Raw genomic sequence first — 15,066 nt, forward strand, 5'->3', positions numbered from 1 at the left:
ACATAAAACAGCAAAGGGGATGGAAGTCATGAAATTTATTATTAGTGGAAAGAATATAGCAGTAACCGAAGGACTTAAAACAGCTGTTGAGGACAAGCTTGGTAAACTTGAAAGGTATTTCACTCCTGAAACTGAGATTTCAGTAACCTTAAGCGTTGAGAAGGATCGCCAGAAGATCGAGGTAACGATCCCTGTGAAAGGTAACATTATCCGTTCCGAGCAGGTGAGCAATGATATGTATGTATCCATCGATCTGGTTGAAGAGGTAATTGAGCGTCAGCTTCGTAAATACAAGAACAAGATCGTTGACAAGCAGCAGGAATCCACAAACTTCCAGAAGGCATACCTTGATAAGGATTATGAAGAGGATGAGGAAGTTAAGATCATCCGTACCAAGAAATTCGGGATCAAACCAATGTATCCGGAAGATGCATGCGTACAGATGGAGCTTCTCGGACATAATTTCTTTGTATTCTTTAATGCTGAGACAGAGCAGGTTAATGTAGTTTATAAACGTAAAGGAAATACTTACGGACTGATCGAACCAGAGTTCTGATAGGGAATTTTATTATCACAACTGAATATTGAATGGAAGGCTCCGGGAACCTGTGTGAGAAATCGGCAGGTTTCCGGAGCCTTTTATGTCACAGCAAAATCAGGCTTCTTTTCTGTTGCAAGCAATAGGGGAGAATTATATAATGAAGACACATGCGAGGAGGAAGGTAAATGAAGAAAAAAGTTCTGGCACTTTTTTTAAGTGCCGCGCTTTGTGTGACGTTGCTTCCGGCAACCGGTATGGCTGCAGAGTTTGGCAGCGGTGATGCAGAAATCACAGAAAATGCTGCGGACAGCCAGGAGATGTTTTCCGCAGAGGAAACTACAGAGCCTGTGGGAGAGACTGAGCAGCCTGCAGAAGACAGTGAGGATATTTCTGAGGAAATGGCGGATAACTCTTCCGATGCAACCATGGAAGATGTGGAAAATGCGGAAAATGCGGAGAACAGCGAGGATGATCCGGAAGTATTATTGACAGAACTGATACCTGAAGCAGCCGGAGACAGTATGGAAGAAGAAAACGCAGAAGCTATGTCAGCGTCAGCTCCGGAGCTGACAGTGCCACCGATAACGGATCCGGAACCGACAGTGCCACCGACAGCGGATCCGGAACCGACAGTGACACCAACACCGGTGCCAAAAATAGACGTAAAATGGACCGGAGAAAAATGGGTAAGCCGCAGTTCTGTAAATGTGACACTTAAAGTTGATGCAAACGGAGTCTGCTACTACAAAGCTGTAGCGAGAAAAAAGGACGGAACATCTGATGTTCCGAGGGTCGATACGGGAAACTCTCGTGTGGCGGTTACTGCAGACAGAAGCTTTGTGATATATCTTAAGAATCTGGATACAGAGAAAGAATTTGATCTGTATCTTAAGGTATTGGGTTCAGACGGAAGAACCAGCAACCTGAAAAAATTAAAGTTGAATTACAGGGGAGCCCGCCCGAAATATGATGTGACGCCGACACCAGCCTATACACCTTATATACCGGATGTTAAAGATAGTTTTGTAAGAGGTTTGGATTCTCCGCTGAAATTTACTCCGAATAAATATTATAATTTTACCGTGACCGGTGCGGGAACTACAAATTCAAATCCCGGGCCCGGAGATGTGAAGTGGGTGCCGGTTTACTGGAGTACTTCACCAAATCCAACCGATAACAGGAAGAATACTACCTGGCGGATCGGATCTGCCAAAGGAATAAACAAAGCCGCAACTTATAACATGTATATCTTTTTCCAGAAGTATGTTTATCAGAAATCTGAATGGAAAAAGACTGATGAAGTACAGTCAGCCGTATACCAGTTCCGGTCCGCGGCCTTAACAACTGTAAAGCTCACCACGCCCGGGTTATCCGGTACTTCCAACAGCCCTGCCGGCATCGTCTTCAAATGGAAAAAAGCTGCAAATGCTTCCGGCTATAAGATCTATCGAAGGACCGGAAACAGCAGCAAGTGGGTCAATATCGCTACCGTAAGCGGAAGCAATACGCTGGTCTACACAGACGGATCAGTAAAAGCAGGAACCATGTATACTTATACAGTCCGCGCATACAAGGGCTCTGCTTTAAGTGCTTATAACAAAAACGGCAGCCGGATCGTCCGCCTGACAGCTCCGGTGCAGTACAAACCGTCCAGCAAGGCTTCCGGGAAGCTGACTGTCCGCTGGAAAAAAGCAGCTGGCGCTTCCGGCTATCAGATCCAGTATGCGGCATCAAGGTCCATGAGAGGATCCAGGACAGTGTCCGCCAGTGCACTGACCCGAACACTTTCCGGTTTGAAAAAGGGAAGCACTTATTATGTTCGTATCCGTGCATACAAAAAAGTGAGCGGAAAGACATATTACAGTACCTGGAGCAGTGTAAAAAATGCAAAAGTAAGAAAATAAGATCTGTAATATCCCGCGGGATCCTCGAAAACAGGATCCTATGCGGGATATTTTCTGTTGTTCCTGACATGATTTGTTAAATAATTGTTCATTGTTTTTATAACAGGAAAGTGGTAGAATATATACCATATGTGATCCAGTATAACGGATATCAACAGAGAACTGGAATGATCCAAAATTGGACAAATCAGAGACAGCAGTCTTATTCGAATAAAATGATTGGAGCAGAAACATGAATGTTTTTTCAAAAGTATTTGGAACCCGCAGCCAGCGTGAGGTAAAACGTATCATGCCGCTGGTTGAAAAAACCGAAAGCTATCAGTCTCAGATGCAGCAGCTTACGGATGAGCAGTTACGAGACAAGACAAGAGAATATAAGAAACGTCTTGCAGAAGGTGCAACACTGGATGATCTTCTTCCGGAGGCATTTGCCACCGTACGTGAGGCAGCCAAGCGTGTACTTGGAATGGAGCATTACCGTGTACAGATCATCGGTGGTATCATCCTTCACCAGGGCCGTATCGCCGAGATGAAAACAGGTGAAGGTAAAACTCTTGTTTCCACACTTCCTGCATATCTGAATGCCCTTGAGGGAAAAGGTGTCCACATCGTAACCGTCAACGACTACCTGGCAAAACGAGATGCCGAGTGGATGGGTAAGGTTCACGAGTTCCTTGGCCTGACTGTAGGCGTGGTACTTAACGACATGAAGCCGGAAGAACGTCGTGCGGCATACGGATGTGACATCACATACGTAACAAACAACGAACTTGGATTTGATTATCTTCGTGACAATATGGTCATCTATAAAGAACAGCTTGTTCAGAGAGATCTTCACTACTGTATCATCGATGAGATCGACTCTGTCCTGATCGATGAGGCACGTACACCTCTGATCATTTCCGGACAGAGCGGCAAGTCCACCAAGCTTTATGAGGTGTGCGATATCCTTGCACAGCAGCTGGAGCGTGGTGAGGCCAGCCATGAGATGACCAAGATGGCAGCCATCATGGGTGAGGAGGTTATCGAGACCGGTGACTTCGTTGTAAATGAGAAAGATAAGATCGTCAACCTTACCGAGCAGGGTATCAAGAAGGTTGAGAAATTCTTTAATATCGAGAACCTGGCAGATCCGGAAAACCTGGAGATCCAGCACAACATCATCCTTGCACTTCGTGCACATAATCTGATGCACAAGGATCAGGATTATGTTGTAAAAGATGACGAGATCCTGATCGTTGATGAGTTTACCGGACGTATCATGCCGGGCCGTCGTTACTCCGATGGTCTTCATCAGGCGATCGAGGCGAAAGAGCATGTGAAGGTTAAGAGAGAGAGCAAGACTCTTGCAACCATTACCTTCCAGAACTTTTTCAACAAATATGATAAAAAAGGCGGTATGACAGGTACAGCCCTTACCGAGGAAAAAGAGTTCCGTGATATCTACGGCATGGACGTTGTAGAGATCCCGACCAACCGTGTAGTACAGCGTAAAGACCTTGATGATGCTGTTTACATGACAAAGAAAGAGAAATTCAACGCCGTTGTAGAGGCAGTTAAGGAAGCTCACGCAAAACATCAGCCGGTACTGGTTGGTACGATCACCATCGAGACTTCTGAGCTTCTCAGCAGAATGCTGAAGAGAGAGGGAATCCCCCACAATGTATTGAATGCCAAGTTCCATGAGCTTGAGGCTGAGATCGTAGCTCAGGCAGGACAGGCAGATGCCGTTACCATCGCGACCAACATGGCAGGCCGTGGTACCGATATCAAGCTTGACGATGTGGCAAGAGAGGCCGGCGGCCTGAAGATCATCGGTACCGAGCGTCATGAGTCAAGACGTATCGATAACCAGCTCCGTGGACGTTCCGGACGACAGGGAGATCCGGGTGAATCCCGTTTCTACATTTCTCTTGAGGATGACCTGATGCGTCTGTTCGGTTCCGAGAGACTGATGAAGGTGTTCACATCCCTTGGTGTTGAGGAGAATGAGCAGATCGAGCACAAGATGCTTTCCAATGCCATCGAGAAAGCCCAGGAGAAGATCGAGTTCAACAACTTCGGTATCCGTAAAAACCTTCTCGACTATGACCAGGTTAACAATGAGCAGAGAGAGATCATCTATGAGGAGCGCCGCCAGGTACTTGACGGTGAGAATATGCGTGATGCCATCTACAAGATGATCACAGATATCGTAGACAGCATGACAGACATGTGCTTTTCCGATGACATGGATTCTTCTGAGTGGGATCTTAATGAGTTCAACACTGCGATCACTCCGATCATCCCGATCCACCCGCTGACCGCAGAGAAGGTAAAAGGCCATAAGAAAGATGAGATCAAGCATATTGTGAAGGAAGAGGCTGTGAAGCTTTATGAAGCGAAGGAGGCTGAGTTCCCGGAACCGGAGCAGCTTCGTGAGCTTGAGCGGGTTGTCCTTCTGAAATGCATCGACAGCAAATGGATGGATCACATCGATGATATGGAAATGCTCCGCCAGGGTATCGGTCTGATGGCATACGGCCAGAGAGATCCGGTTGTTGAGTACAAGATGAACGCATTCGAGATGTTTAACAGCATGATCAGCTCCATTCAGGAAGACACTGTACGTATGCTGTATCATGTTCATGTGGAGCAGAAGATCGAGCGTGAGCAGGTTGCTAAGGTAACCAGCACAAACAAAGATGACAGCGCAGGCCCGAAGAAACCGGTTCAGCGAAAAGAAGATAAAGTATACCCGAATGATCCGTGCCCATGCGGAAGCGGCAAGAAATACAAACAGTGCTGCGGACGTAAGGCTGCCAGGATCTGAGAAGGAAGATAAAAATAGTCTCACCCGGATGATGCGGTGGGGCTATTTTTTCTGGGATTTCTGTTACACAGGAACAGAGTACAGCGAATATTAAATAACCGTCATATAGACTTGTCTGATTTTTCATATGCTGCGTTGTCGTCAATCGCCGTAGCCACCGATACGCTTCATTCTCTCACCCTGCATATGAGAAAGTCATCCTGCGTCAATATAACAGATACTTAATTTTCGCTGTAAGAGAAGGGGTATGATAATATGGCAATTATAAAAACTGCAATTCTTCAGACACATGTATATACGGATAAATTTCGCAATATCACCCAGGCAGCAGAACTTCTTGCCAGCCCGGAGCTTCAGGGGATCGATCTGGCAGTCCTGCCCGAAATGTTCTGCTGCCCCTACGAGAACAAATACTTTCCGGAATATGCGGAACCAGAGAGGGGAGATACCTGGGAAAAATGTTCCCGACTGGCAGCGGAATACGGAATTTATCTCGTAGCCGGAAGTATGCCGGAGAGAGATGAAGCCGGCAATATTTATAACACTTCTTATGTCTTTGACAGAAATGGTCATCAGAGCGGTAAGCACCGGAAGATGCATCTTTTTGACATTGATGTAAAAGGCGGCCAGTATTTTAAAGAATCCGATACCCTGACACCAGGAGACCAGGTGACGGTTTTTGATACAGAATTTGGAAAGATGGGCCTTTGCATCTGTTACGATTTCCGCTTCCCGGAGCTTGCCAGGCTGATGGTGGACGAAGGCGCCCAGGTAATCATCGTGCCGGCTGCTTTTAACATGACAACAGGGCCCCTCCACTGGGAGCTGATGTTCCGCCAGAGAGCCGTAGACAATCAGGTGTACACCATCGGAGCTGCACCCGCCAGAGACCTGAACGCCGGATATCAGTCCTGGGGCCATTCCATTGCCGCAGATCCCTGGGGAAAAGTCCTCATGGAGATGGAAGAGAAGCCGGATGTGAAGGTTGTGAAACTGGATCTGGATGAGGTAAAAAAAGTCCGGGAGCAGCTGCCGCTTCTGAAGCACAGGAGAGGGGATATTTACGCCCTGACCACGTTTTCGTTGTAATTTCCATGCCCATATGGTATTGTATAAGACAGGCAGGAAATCCTGTATCAATATATAGAAAGAAGGTGAAGCTGTGGTTGAGTTAGATCAGTTCAAGAGTATTCTTGCAACATACACAGAGCCATTAGTGGAAGTGAGGGATTCACTTTGACCTCGCTAACAAAGAGCAGAAGGTCGAAGAATTAGAGCGCGAGATGGAGGCGCCTGATTTCTGGGATAATGCGGAAGCATCCCAGATGAAGATGAAACAGTTAAAGAGTCTCAAGGACGATATTGAGACATACCATAATCTGGAAACGCAGATGGAAGATATGGAAACCATGATCGAGATGGGATATGAGGAGAATGATCCTGAGATCGTCCCTGAGATCCAGGAAATGCTGGACGAGTTCCAGGCAAGCTTTGACAGCATCCGTGTGAAGACACTTCTTTCCGGAGAGTACGACGAAGAGAATGCCATCATCAAGCTGAACGCAGGAGCCGGCGGTACAGAAGCCTGCGACTGGTGCGGAATGCTTTACCGTATGTACAGCAGATGGGCGGAGAAGAAAGGCTTTGCGCTGGAAGTTCTGGATTACCTTGACGGTGATGAGGCCGGTGTGAAATCTGTAACCTTCCAGGTAAACGGAGAGAACGCCTACGGTTATCTGAAATCCGAGAAGGGTGTTCATCGTCTTGTACGTATTTCTCCGTTTAATGCAGCAGGAAAGAGACAGACCTCTTTTGTATCCTGCGATGTTATGCCGGATATCAAGAAGGATCTGGATGTTGAGATCAATGATGACGATATCCGTATCGATACCTACCGAAGCAGTGGTGCCGGTGGACAGCATATCAACAAGACATCCTCTGCGATCCGTATCACCCATTTTCCAACGGGAATCGTGGTACAGTGCCAGAATGAACGTTCTCAGCACATGAACAAGGACAAGGCTATGCAGATGCTGAAGGCCAAGCTGTATCTGCTGAAACAGCAGGAAGCCGAGGAGAAGCTTTCCGGCATTCGAGGCGAAGTGACCGATATCGGCTGGGGAAACCAGATCCGTTCCTATGTCTTGCAGCCATACACCATGGTAAAAGACCATAGAACCAATGAAGAAACCGGTAATGTTGACGCAGTTCTGGACGGTGGTATTGACATTTTTATCAATGCATACCTGAAATGGATCGCACTGGCGAAAAAGAAAGAATAACATTACTGTCACGGAACCCCATAAAGACAGAGAAATGGACTCCGCAGGCAAAAAAGCGCTTGTGGAGTTTCTTTTATTATGATAATATATCTCTTGTACAAAAACAGTTGTCTTTATGAAACGGACAGGAGGCTGCTGGCAACAATGTGAACAGCAGTCAGAGAGGTTGCTATGCAGAAACAGGTTGAAAAGAAAAAATACTATGTAGTAAGAGAACGGGCAGTGCCGGAGGTACTTCTCAAGGTGGTTGAGGCCAAGAGACTGCTGGAATCCAACCGGGTGGCTACTGTTCAGGAAGCTGCTGAAAGGACCGGGATCAGCCGCAGTTCTTTTTACAAATATAAGGACGATATTTTTCCTTTCCACGAGGAGACCAAGGGAAAGACCATCACCTTTATCATTCAGATGGACGATGAGCCGGGGCTTTTATCAATGGTGCTGCAGACGATTGCCCGTTTTCACGGTAATATCCTGACCATACATCAGAGTATTCCCATTAACGGGGTCGCAACACTGACGTTGAGCGTTGACATCCTTCCGGGAGAAGGCGACGCAGAGGCTATGGTGGAGGATATTGAGCAGAGAGACGGCATACACTATTTGAAAATTTTAGGCAGGGAGTAAGCATATGATAAACATAGCAGTATTAGGCTACGGTACAGTAGGAAGCGGAGTTGTTGAAGTCATCAACACCAATCATGAGAGCATTAACAAGAGAGCCGGAGATGAGATTAACATCAAGTACGTTCTTGATTTAAGAGATTTTCCGGGAGATCCGGTTGAGAAAATTCTGGTTCATGATTATGAAGTGATCGTAAACGATCCGGAAGTAGATATTGTTGTTGAGGTTATGGGCGGGATAGAGCCGGCTTATACCTTTGTAAAAAGAGCGCTTCAGGCAGGAAAGAGCGTAAGCACATCCAATAAGGCTCTGGTAGCCAAGCATGGTTCCGAGCTCATGGAGATCGCAAAAGAAAAAAATATCAATTTCCTTTTTGAGGCAAGCTGCGGCGGCGGTATCCCGATCATCCGTGCACTGAATTCTTCACTGACAGCAGATGAGATCGATGAGATCACAGGAATCCTTAACGGAACCACCAACTACATGCTTTACAAGATGAGCACAGAGAACTGTGATTTTGATACGGTTCTGAAGGAAGCTCAGGCAAAGGGCTATGCAGAGGCAGATCCGACTGCAGACGTAGGAGGTGCTGACGCATGCCGTAAGATCGCCATCCTTTCTTCACTTGCATACGGAAAATTCCTGAATTACGAGGATATTTATACAGAAGGAATCACAAAGATCACACCGGCAGATATGGAATATGCAAAAGAGCTTGGCATGACTATCAAGCTTCTTGCCACAAGCCGTAGGATCGGAGATTCTTTCTATGCAATGGTAGCGCCGTTCCTGGTAGGCCAGAGTAGCCCGCTTTACAGTGTAAATGATGTGTTTAATGCAGTATTTGTGCACGGAAATGTTCTTGGAGATGCCATGTTCTACGGAAGCGGAGCAGGTAAGCTTCCGACTGCAAGTGCAGTAGTTGCAGATGTTGTGGATGAAGCAAAGCATCTCCACAGAAATATCATGACAAACTGGAGTAGCTATGCCCTGAAGCTTATGGATATGGATGAAGTTGAGGGACGTTTCTTCGTACGTGTGTCTGATACTACTATGGATGAAGTGGAAAAAGCTTTTGGTGATGTACAGACCATCGAGCCGGATGACCTTCCGGACGAATTCGGATTTATCACACCGGTGATGAAGCAGGCTGAATATTATGAGAAGATCAGCAAGCTCACCGGAAAAGTACTGGCAATGATCCGTGTAAAGGATTGATGCCGAAGGGAAGAAAAGAACATGTTGATTGTAAAAAAATTCGGCGGTACTTCTGTGGCAAACAAAGAGCGTATCTTTAATGTTGCCAGAAGATGTATCGAAGATTACAAAAAAGGAAACGACGTGGTGATCGTGCTTTCTGCAATGGGTAAGTATACCGATGAGCTGATCACCATGGCAAAGGATATCAATGACAAACCTCCGAAACGTGAGATGGATATGCTTTTTACCATCGGAGAGCAGATGTCAGTGGCACTGATGTCCATGGCTATGGACAGTCTGGGAGTACCGGCTGTTTCTCTGAACGCCTTTCAGGTAGCTATGCACACAACAAGTGCACATGGCAGCGCACGCCTGAAAAAGATCGATGCGGCACGTATCCGCAGAGAGCTGGATAACCGCAGGATCGTTGTGGTCACAGGCTTCCAGGGCATTGATAAATATAATGACTATACCACACTTGGACGTGGCGGTTCTGATACCACAGCCGTAGCTCTTGCGGCAGCGCTTCATGCAGATGCCTGTGAGATCTATACCGATGTGGACGGTGTTTATACCGCTGACCCGCGTAAGGTTCCGAATGCCCGCAAGCTCAAGGAGATCACTTACGATGAGATGCTGGATCTGGCAACTCTGGGTGCGGGAGTGCTTCATAACCGTTCTGTGGAGATGGCAAAGAAATACGGCGTGCCGCTGGTGGTACGTTCCAGTCTCAACAACAGCGAAGGAACTGTGGTAAAGGAGGAAGTAACAGTGGAGAGAATGCTGATCAGCGGTGTTGCTCTGGATACAGATGCAGTACGTATTGCTGTGATCGGACTTAAAGATTCACCAGGAGTGGCATTTAAGCTTTTTGATACCCTGGCTAAGAAAAATATCAATGTGGATATGATCCTTCAGTCTATCGGCCGTGCCGGAACCAAGGACATTTCCTTTACTGTTGATAAAAATGATCTGGACGATGCAATGGGTGTTCTGGAAGCTAACCAGGCACGCATCGTCTATTCTGAGCTTCATGCGGAGAAAAACATTGCCAAGCTTTCTATTGTAGGAGCAGGTATGATGAGCAATCCGGGTGTTGCTGCAAAAATGTTCGAGAGCCTTTACAATGAGGGTGTGAACATCAATATGATCGCAACATCTGAGATCCGTGTGACGGTTCTCATTAACGAGAAAGATGGCGTACGTGCCATGAATGCGGTACATGATGCGTTTAATCTTGCAGACTAAACAGATGTGAAATATGAGAATATGATATATCTGAAGTAAAAAATGACGGGGCGGAGGCTTGGATGAGTCTCCGCCTTCTATAACGAAGGGATACAGAATTATGAGAAAAAATCTGAAGGGCTGTAAGAAGCTGGCAGGGGAAACTCTGGCCGGTAATTTTACTGTTCCTGTGATCGGGAGCATTGCAGTTGCGGCGATGAGCGCAGTTTCAAGCTATATTTCCACAGCACTTTTTCCGGGAGATTCCCTGTATGCGATCATTGGAGGAGAGGTATTCAGCTTTGTCCTTTCTCTGGTGATCTGTATTTTTTCCGCAGGACTTTACCGGATCTATCTGAATATTTCCAGAAGGGAATCCTACTCTTTCGGAGATCTTCTGTACTTTTTCAGCCATCAGCCGGATCATGTGATCGTGGCATCCTTTGTGCTGGCATTGATCAATCTGGTGACATCACTTCCACTGGCGTGGTTTTCTTTTACAAGCAATATGGGAAATACAACGGAGGAGCAGATGAACTGGGCAGTAACTTACATGCTGCTCACACTTCTCGGGTTCGCGCTGAACCTGCTGGCAGCTATGCCGTTCACCATGAGCTATTACATCCTGTCCGATAATTCGGACATAAAAGGAGTGCAGGCACTGAAAGCCAGCGCAAAGCTTATGAAGGGACATTACTGGGAATATATGAAAATGCTCTTAAGTTTTGTTCCGTGGATCATTTTTTCCATATTTACATTGTATCTGGCACTGATCTGGCTGGTGCCTTATATAGAAACCTGTATGGCAGTTTTCTATCGGAATATTTCCGGAGAGTTTGATGAACCTCCGGTGGATTCTTATCCTCCGGTAACTCCGATCCCGCAGTTCCACGATGAAACAGAAGCCTGATCGCCTTCCGGGAGGATGCTTGAAACGCAGGTACTTTCCCTTTCAGGGGGACCATTTTGGCATGGGCAGGTACGAGGGGGAAAGCACTCAAAGTTGCGAAGCCCGCTTTTCCCCCTCGAGCTCCCCCTTTCCGGGCACGCAGCTATTGTAGGCTGTAGAAATATGTGAAGATATTGGAGGGGCGATGGATTCTACTACGTTGGCTGTGGAAGGTTGAGCCGATTTATGCTGACGTAAATATATTGGCGAAGCCTGTTCCTGAATAACAGCGATACACCACAATCCAGAGAACAGGCCCGCTACGCAGGCCACTTTCCCATTCAGCCAGAAGCAATAAACAGTGCAGAAGCAATAAACAGCGCCGAAGCAATAAACAGTGCCGAAGCAATAATCGGCTCAGCCTGCTACTGCCAGTGCAGCAGAATACATGGCAGAATCAATAATCGGCTCAGTCTGTCACTGCCGATACAGCAGAATACAGGACTGAGCCGATACACTTACACATTCCACAACGCATCACAGCGGCGTGGCCAGGAGGGGAAGAGCGCGAGAAGGGGAGACGGCCTTCGCAACTATGAGTGCTTCCCCTTCTCGCAAATTACCCACTTTCAAAAAGTGAAAACTATAATCCAAAAAAATCAAACCATCCAATTTTCTCTCACTTCAAAAAGTGAAAACTACAATCCCCAAAAATCAAACTACCCAATTTATCTCACTTCAAAAAGTGAAAACTATAATCTAAAAAATCAAACCACACAATTTCCCCTCACTTAAAAAAGTGAAAACCATAATCCAAAAAGCAAACCACATAATTATAGATTCAAAGGAAGTCGTCCCACAACCTCCTTTGTCAACCCACCTATGAGAATACCTGCCAGGACACCTGCCACCAGCAGTGCCGGTGCATAAACCATCAAACTCGTATTGCTCACCACGATCATGGCAACGATCAGTTGCCCGATATTATGTGTGACACCACCGGCCACACTGATACCGATCAGACTGAAGCCGGAATGTTTTTTCAAAAGCTCCATCACAGTCAGGCTAAGCGCAGCGCCAGCCAGACTATACAAAATACTGAACAGATTTCCAAACATAAATCCGATCACCAGGATTCTGACAACGGACACGAGAGCCGCTTCTTTTACAGAATATCGGTCCAGTATAAAAAGCACCGCCAGATTTGCAAGCCCGAGCTTGATACCCGGAATCCCTGTAAATACAGGGACCAGAGACTCCACATATCCAAAAATGATTGCTACTGCGGCAAATAATCCGAGATAAGTTGTTTTTCGTTTCATAAATAAATCCTTTCATTTGTTGCAGGAATAGCACAGACAGAATACCATCTGTCAGAGAAAAATCTACGGAAAACACGCATTACGCATATTCTCCGGAAATTTTATGTCACCGCATCAATTTTAGGCGAACTCTCCGAATCCGAATCCTCTGCAGTATTTTCTCCTTCTATCACAACCTTATTAGGAAGGCAGATGATGGAACCGCCGTGCTCGTCCACAGCTTTCTGTTTCATACAGTAATGATCCGGGCAGGTTGCTTCGATCATTGTAACTTTTCCATCTTTGATCTCGCAGACATTGGTGTCTCCGATGTGGATGATCTGGTCCTGGGAAAGCGAATAGGTTCCGAATTCTTTTCCGTCAACGGTAATACGGATCGTATTATGGGAACGTTTCCCCGCAATCTGAAAACCAAGCCAGAGAACCCCCGCCAGAATCAGGATCCCGGCAATAAAAATCAATTCTTTTTTCTTCAAAACAAATCTCCATTTCTGTTACAGATTCAGAAAAAATCATATCATAATCGAAATTAAAAGGCAAACATAAGTTAATGATATCTAACCATAATTCATACAGCTGTTCCCAACGGAAAGGGAGGAGTGGCGAAAAAATTCATATTGGAAAAAGTTATAAACTACTAACAAAAGTGTAGACAAGAAAAAAAACAGGTGATATAATACCTAGCTGTAAGTTAGTATTATCTAATTTTATAAAAAAGATTAATCGAAACTAATTTATGTATATGGATAAAAACTATATACTTTATCCAAAAGACAGTTATACGCAGACTGAAGGAATAGATCGAGAGCATCTGACGCAGCAATATATGTTCGCACAGCTGAGCCTGATGCAGCAATTTACAGAATTGTTAAAAATGCAATGGAGAAAAGAGATGAAAAATCAGAATTTTTATATGAGAGTGATCTCTTTACTGTTGGTGATCCTGGCTGTACTTTTTTATAACAGCAGCATGAAAGCCCAGGCAAATGAAAAAGAGATCGCGGCTCTGACAGATAAGGTAGATACACTTCAGGAGCAGCAGAATGAACTTCTCAGTGCACTGGAGACGAGTTATGTAAATCGTATGCAGAATCAGGCAGCATCTGCAGGATCAGGCAGCAGTGATGCAGATACAGCAGGCGATGACAAAACAGCAGACACTTCAGACGGCAATGTATCCGATGCAGACGCAGAGAACACAGCAACCGCAGATTCCGATAATGTATATAAAGATGGAACCTATACAGGAGAAGCCGAGGGATACGGCGGGACCATTCAGGTGGAGGTGACACTTACCGGTGATGAGATCACATCCATCAACGTAGTCAGCGCCCCAGGTGAGGACAGTGCATATCTTTCACAGGCAGAGAGTGTGATCAATTCCATCCTGAGTGCTCAGAGTACAGATGTGGATACCGTATCCGGAGCAACGTTCAGCGCCACAGGAATCCTGAACGCAGTGGATGCGGCACTTGGAAAGGCGGAAAACTCATGAAAAAAAGACAGCGGGAGGTAAGGCTGATGCGTGCGGGAATACAGCTGGCATTTTTTATTGCCGCCCCGTCTCTGTTTTCTACAGCCTTTGCAGGTATCAAATCGACCTTTCTTGCCATTGCGGCCGGTCAGCCGGTGGAGTGGAATTCCTTTCTGACTGTAACGGCAGTGCTTCTGATCTTTACCTGCTTTTTCGGAAGACATTTCTGCGGATATGCGTGTGCATTCGGATCTTTCGGAGATGCCGTATATGAAGGCTTTTCCTGGATCCGGATGAAATGCTTTCACAAAAAAAAGAAACCTGCTCTTTCCGAAAAAATGGTTCACGGGCTTCAGAAAGTCAAATATATCGTACTGGCACTGATCCTGCTTTCCTGCCTTACAGGTGTATACGGAAAGCTTACGGGAACCAGCCCGTGGGATGTTTTTTCCATGCTCACGGCAGGACGGCTCCCGAACAGCAAATATCTGGTGGGAATTGTGCTCCTGGTGCTGATCCTTGTGGGAATGTGTACACAGGAAAGGTTTTTCTGCCAGTTTCTCTGTCCCATGGGAGCGGTTTTTGCATTAATGCCAATCCTTCCGGGTGCACTGTTTCGGAGAAACCGTGAGAAATGTCCGCCGAAATGTGGTCTCTGTAAAAAAAGATGTCCGGCTCATCTGGATATCGACGGCGACACAGGCAGATCCGGCGAATGTCTTTGCTGCCACGCATGTGCCGCAGCATGCCCGAGAAAAAATATTCACATTGGAACAATTGAGGAAAAATGATC

General features: G+C 46.2%; 13 protein-coding genes. 11 read left to right on the top strand and 2 right to left on the bottom strand.

Annotation, left to right across the window (positions count from 1 at the left end; all coding sequences use genetic code 11):
• Window positions 1-28 precede the first annotated feature (28 nt).
• The 9 genes from hpf (at window position 29) to V9W66_RS11945 (ending at window position 11,498) form a co-directional block, all read left to right on the top strand.
• On the top strand, window positions 29-556 hold the full coding sequence (gene hpf / locus V9W66_RS11905; RefSeq protein WP_015526242.1) for a ribosome hibernation-promoting factor, HPF/YfiA family: 528 nt from the start codon (window positions 29-31) through the stop codon (window positions 554-556).
• Window positions 557-726: 170 nt separating this feature from the next.
• Window positions 727-2,445, top strand: coding sequence for a fibronectin type III domain-containing protein (locus V9W66_RS11910; RefSeq protein ID WP_144095390.1), 1,719 nt, complete (start codon window positions 727-729; stop codon window positions 2,443-2,445).
• Window positions 2,446-2,677: 232 nt separating this feature from the next.
• Window positions 2,678-5,257, top strand: coding sequence for a preprotein translocase subunit SecA (secA, locus tag V9W66_RS11915; RefSeq protein WP_144095391.1), 2,580 nt, complete (start codon window positions 2,678-2,680; stop codon window positions 5,255-5,257).
• 255 nt (window positions 5,258-5,512) lie between these two features.
• Window positions 5,513-6,346, top strand: a complete 834-nt coding sequence (locus V9W66_RS11920; protein ID WP_144095393.1) for a carbon-nitrogen hydrolase family protein — start codon at window positions 5,513-5,515, stop codon at window positions 6,344-6,346.
• A 73-nt stretch (window positions 6,347-6,419) separates the two neighbouring features.
• A protein-coding gene (gene prfB / locus V9W66_RS11925; protein WP_144095395.1) for a peptide chain release factor 2 occupies window positions 6,420-7,539 on the top strand; the annotation gives its coding sequence in 2 pieces (ribosomal slippage) (window positions 6,420-6,494 and window positions 6,496-7,539; 1,119 coding nt in all).
• Window positions 7,540-7,710: 171 nt separating this feature from the next.
• On the top strand, window positions 7,711-8,163 hold the full coding sequence (locus V9W66_RS11930; protein ID WP_118168718.1) for an ACT domain-containing protein: 453 nt from the start codon (window positions 7,711-7,713) through the stop codon (window positions 8,161-8,163).
• Between the two features lie 4 nt (window positions 8,164-8,167).
• Window positions 8,168-9,379, top strand: a complete 1,212-nt coding sequence (locus V9W66_RS11935; protein ID WP_144095397.1) for a homoserine dehydrogenase — start codon at window positions 8,168-8,170, stop codon at window positions 9,377-9,379.
• A 21-nt stretch (window positions 9,380-9,400) separates the two neighbouring features.
• A complete protein-coding gene (locus V9W66_RS11940; protein ID WP_144095399.1) occupies window positions 9,401-10,609 on the top strand; it encodes an aspartate kinase in 1,209 nt (402 codons plus the stop codon).
• Window positions 10,610-10,709: 100 nt separating this feature from the next.
• Window positions 10,710-11,498, top strand: coding sequence for a DUF975 family protein (locus V9W66_RS11945; RefSeq protein WP_144095401.1), 789 nt, complete (start codon window positions 10,710-10,712; stop codon window positions 11,496-11,498).
• Window positions 11,499-12,310: 812 nt separating this feature from the next.
• Here the strand turns inward: V9W66_RS11945 and V9W66_RS11950 are convergent.
• On the bottom strand, window positions 12,311-12,799 hold the full coding sequence (locus V9W66_RS11950) for a Gx transporter family protein (protein ID WP_144095404.1): 489 nt from the start codon (window positions 12,797-12,799) through the stop codon (window positions 12,311-12,313).
• Window positions 12,800-12,900: 101 nt separating this feature from the next.
• Window positions 12,901-13,275: a NusG domain II-containing protein gene (locus tag V9W66_RS11955; RefSeq protein ID WP_021652703.1), complete on the bottom strand. Its 375-nt coding sequence runs from the start codon at window positions 13,273-13,275 to the stop codon at window positions 12,901-12,903.
• Window positions 13,276-13,691: 416 nt separating this feature from the next.
• Here V9W66_RS11955 and V9W66_RS11960 point away from each other — a divergent pair, with 416 nt between their 5' ends.
• Together V9W66_RS11960 and V9W66_RS11965 are read left to right on the top strand one after the other, a co-directional pair.
• On the top strand, window positions 13,692-14,294 hold the full coding sequence (locus V9W66_RS11960; protein WP_144095406.1) for an FMN-binding protein: 603 nt from the start codon (window positions 13,692-13,694) through the stop codon (window positions 14,292-14,294).
• Window positions 14,291-15,064 (top strand): 4Fe-4S binding protein, encoded by a 774-nt coding sequence (locus V9W66_RS11965; RefSeq protein ID WP_144095408.1) that lies wholly within the window; start codon window positions 14,291-14,293, stop codon window positions 15,062-15,064. Before V9W66_RS11960 ends, V9W66_RS11965 begins: the two co-directional genes overlap by 4 nt.
• Window positions 15,065-15,066 lie beyond the last annotated feature (2 nt).

The sequence above is a fragment of the Blautia massiliensis (ex Durand et al. 2017) genome (assembly GCF_051861785.1).
GTDB lineage: Bacteria > Bacillota > Clostridia > Lachnospirales > Lachnospiraceae > Blautia_A > Blautia_A luti_A.

What these genes read in the sequence shown, in the direction of transcription:
- V9W66_RS11945 (WP_144095401.1), top strand. Translation starts at nt 10,710, where the DNA reads ATGAGAAAAAATCTGAAGGGCTGTAAGAAGCTGGCAGGGGAAACTCTG.
- V9W66_RS11930 (WP_118168718.1), top strand. Translation starts at nt 7,711, where the DNA reads ATGCAGAAACAGGTTGAAAAGAAAAAATACTATGTAGTAAGAGAACGG.
- V9W66_RS11960 (WP_144095406.1), top strand. Translation starts at nt 13,692, where the DNA reads ATGAAAAATCAGAATTTTTATATGAGAGTGATCTCTTTACTGTTGGTG.
- V9W66_RS11940 (WP_144095399.1), top strand. Translation starts at nt 9,401, where the DNA reads ATGTTGATTGTAAAAAAATTCGGCGGTACTTCTGTGGCAAACAAAGAG.
- V9W66_RS11950 (WP_144095404.1), bottom strand. Translation starts at nt 12,799, where the DNA reads ATGAAACGAAAAACAACTTATCTCGGATTATTTGCCGCAGTAGCAATC.
- secA (WP_144095391.1), top strand. Translation starts at nt 2,678, where the DNA reads ATGAATGTTTTTTCAAAAGTATTTGGAACCCGCAGCCAGCGTGAGGTA.
- V9W66_RS11920 (WP_144095393.1), top strand. Translation starts at nt 5,513, where the DNA reads ATGGCAATTATAAAAACTGCAATTCTTCAGACACATGTATATACGGAT.
- V9W66_RS11965 (WP_144095408.1), top strand. Translation starts at nt 14,291, where the DNA reads ATGAAAAAAAGACAGCGGGAGGTAAGGCTGATGCGTGCGGGAATACAG.
- V9W66_RS11935 (WP_144095397.1), top strand. Translation starts at nt 8,168, where the DNA reads ATGATAAACATAGCAGTATTAGGCTACGGTACAGTAGGAAGCGGAGTT.
- V9W66_RS11910 (WP_144095390.1), top strand. Translation starts at nt 727, where the DNA reads ATGAAGAAAAAAGTTCTGGCACTTTTTTTAAGTGCCGCGCTTTGTGTG.
- hpf (WP_015526242.1), top strand. Translation starts at nt 29, where the DNA reads ATGAAATTTATTATTAGTGGAAAGAATATAGCAGTAACCGAAGGACTT.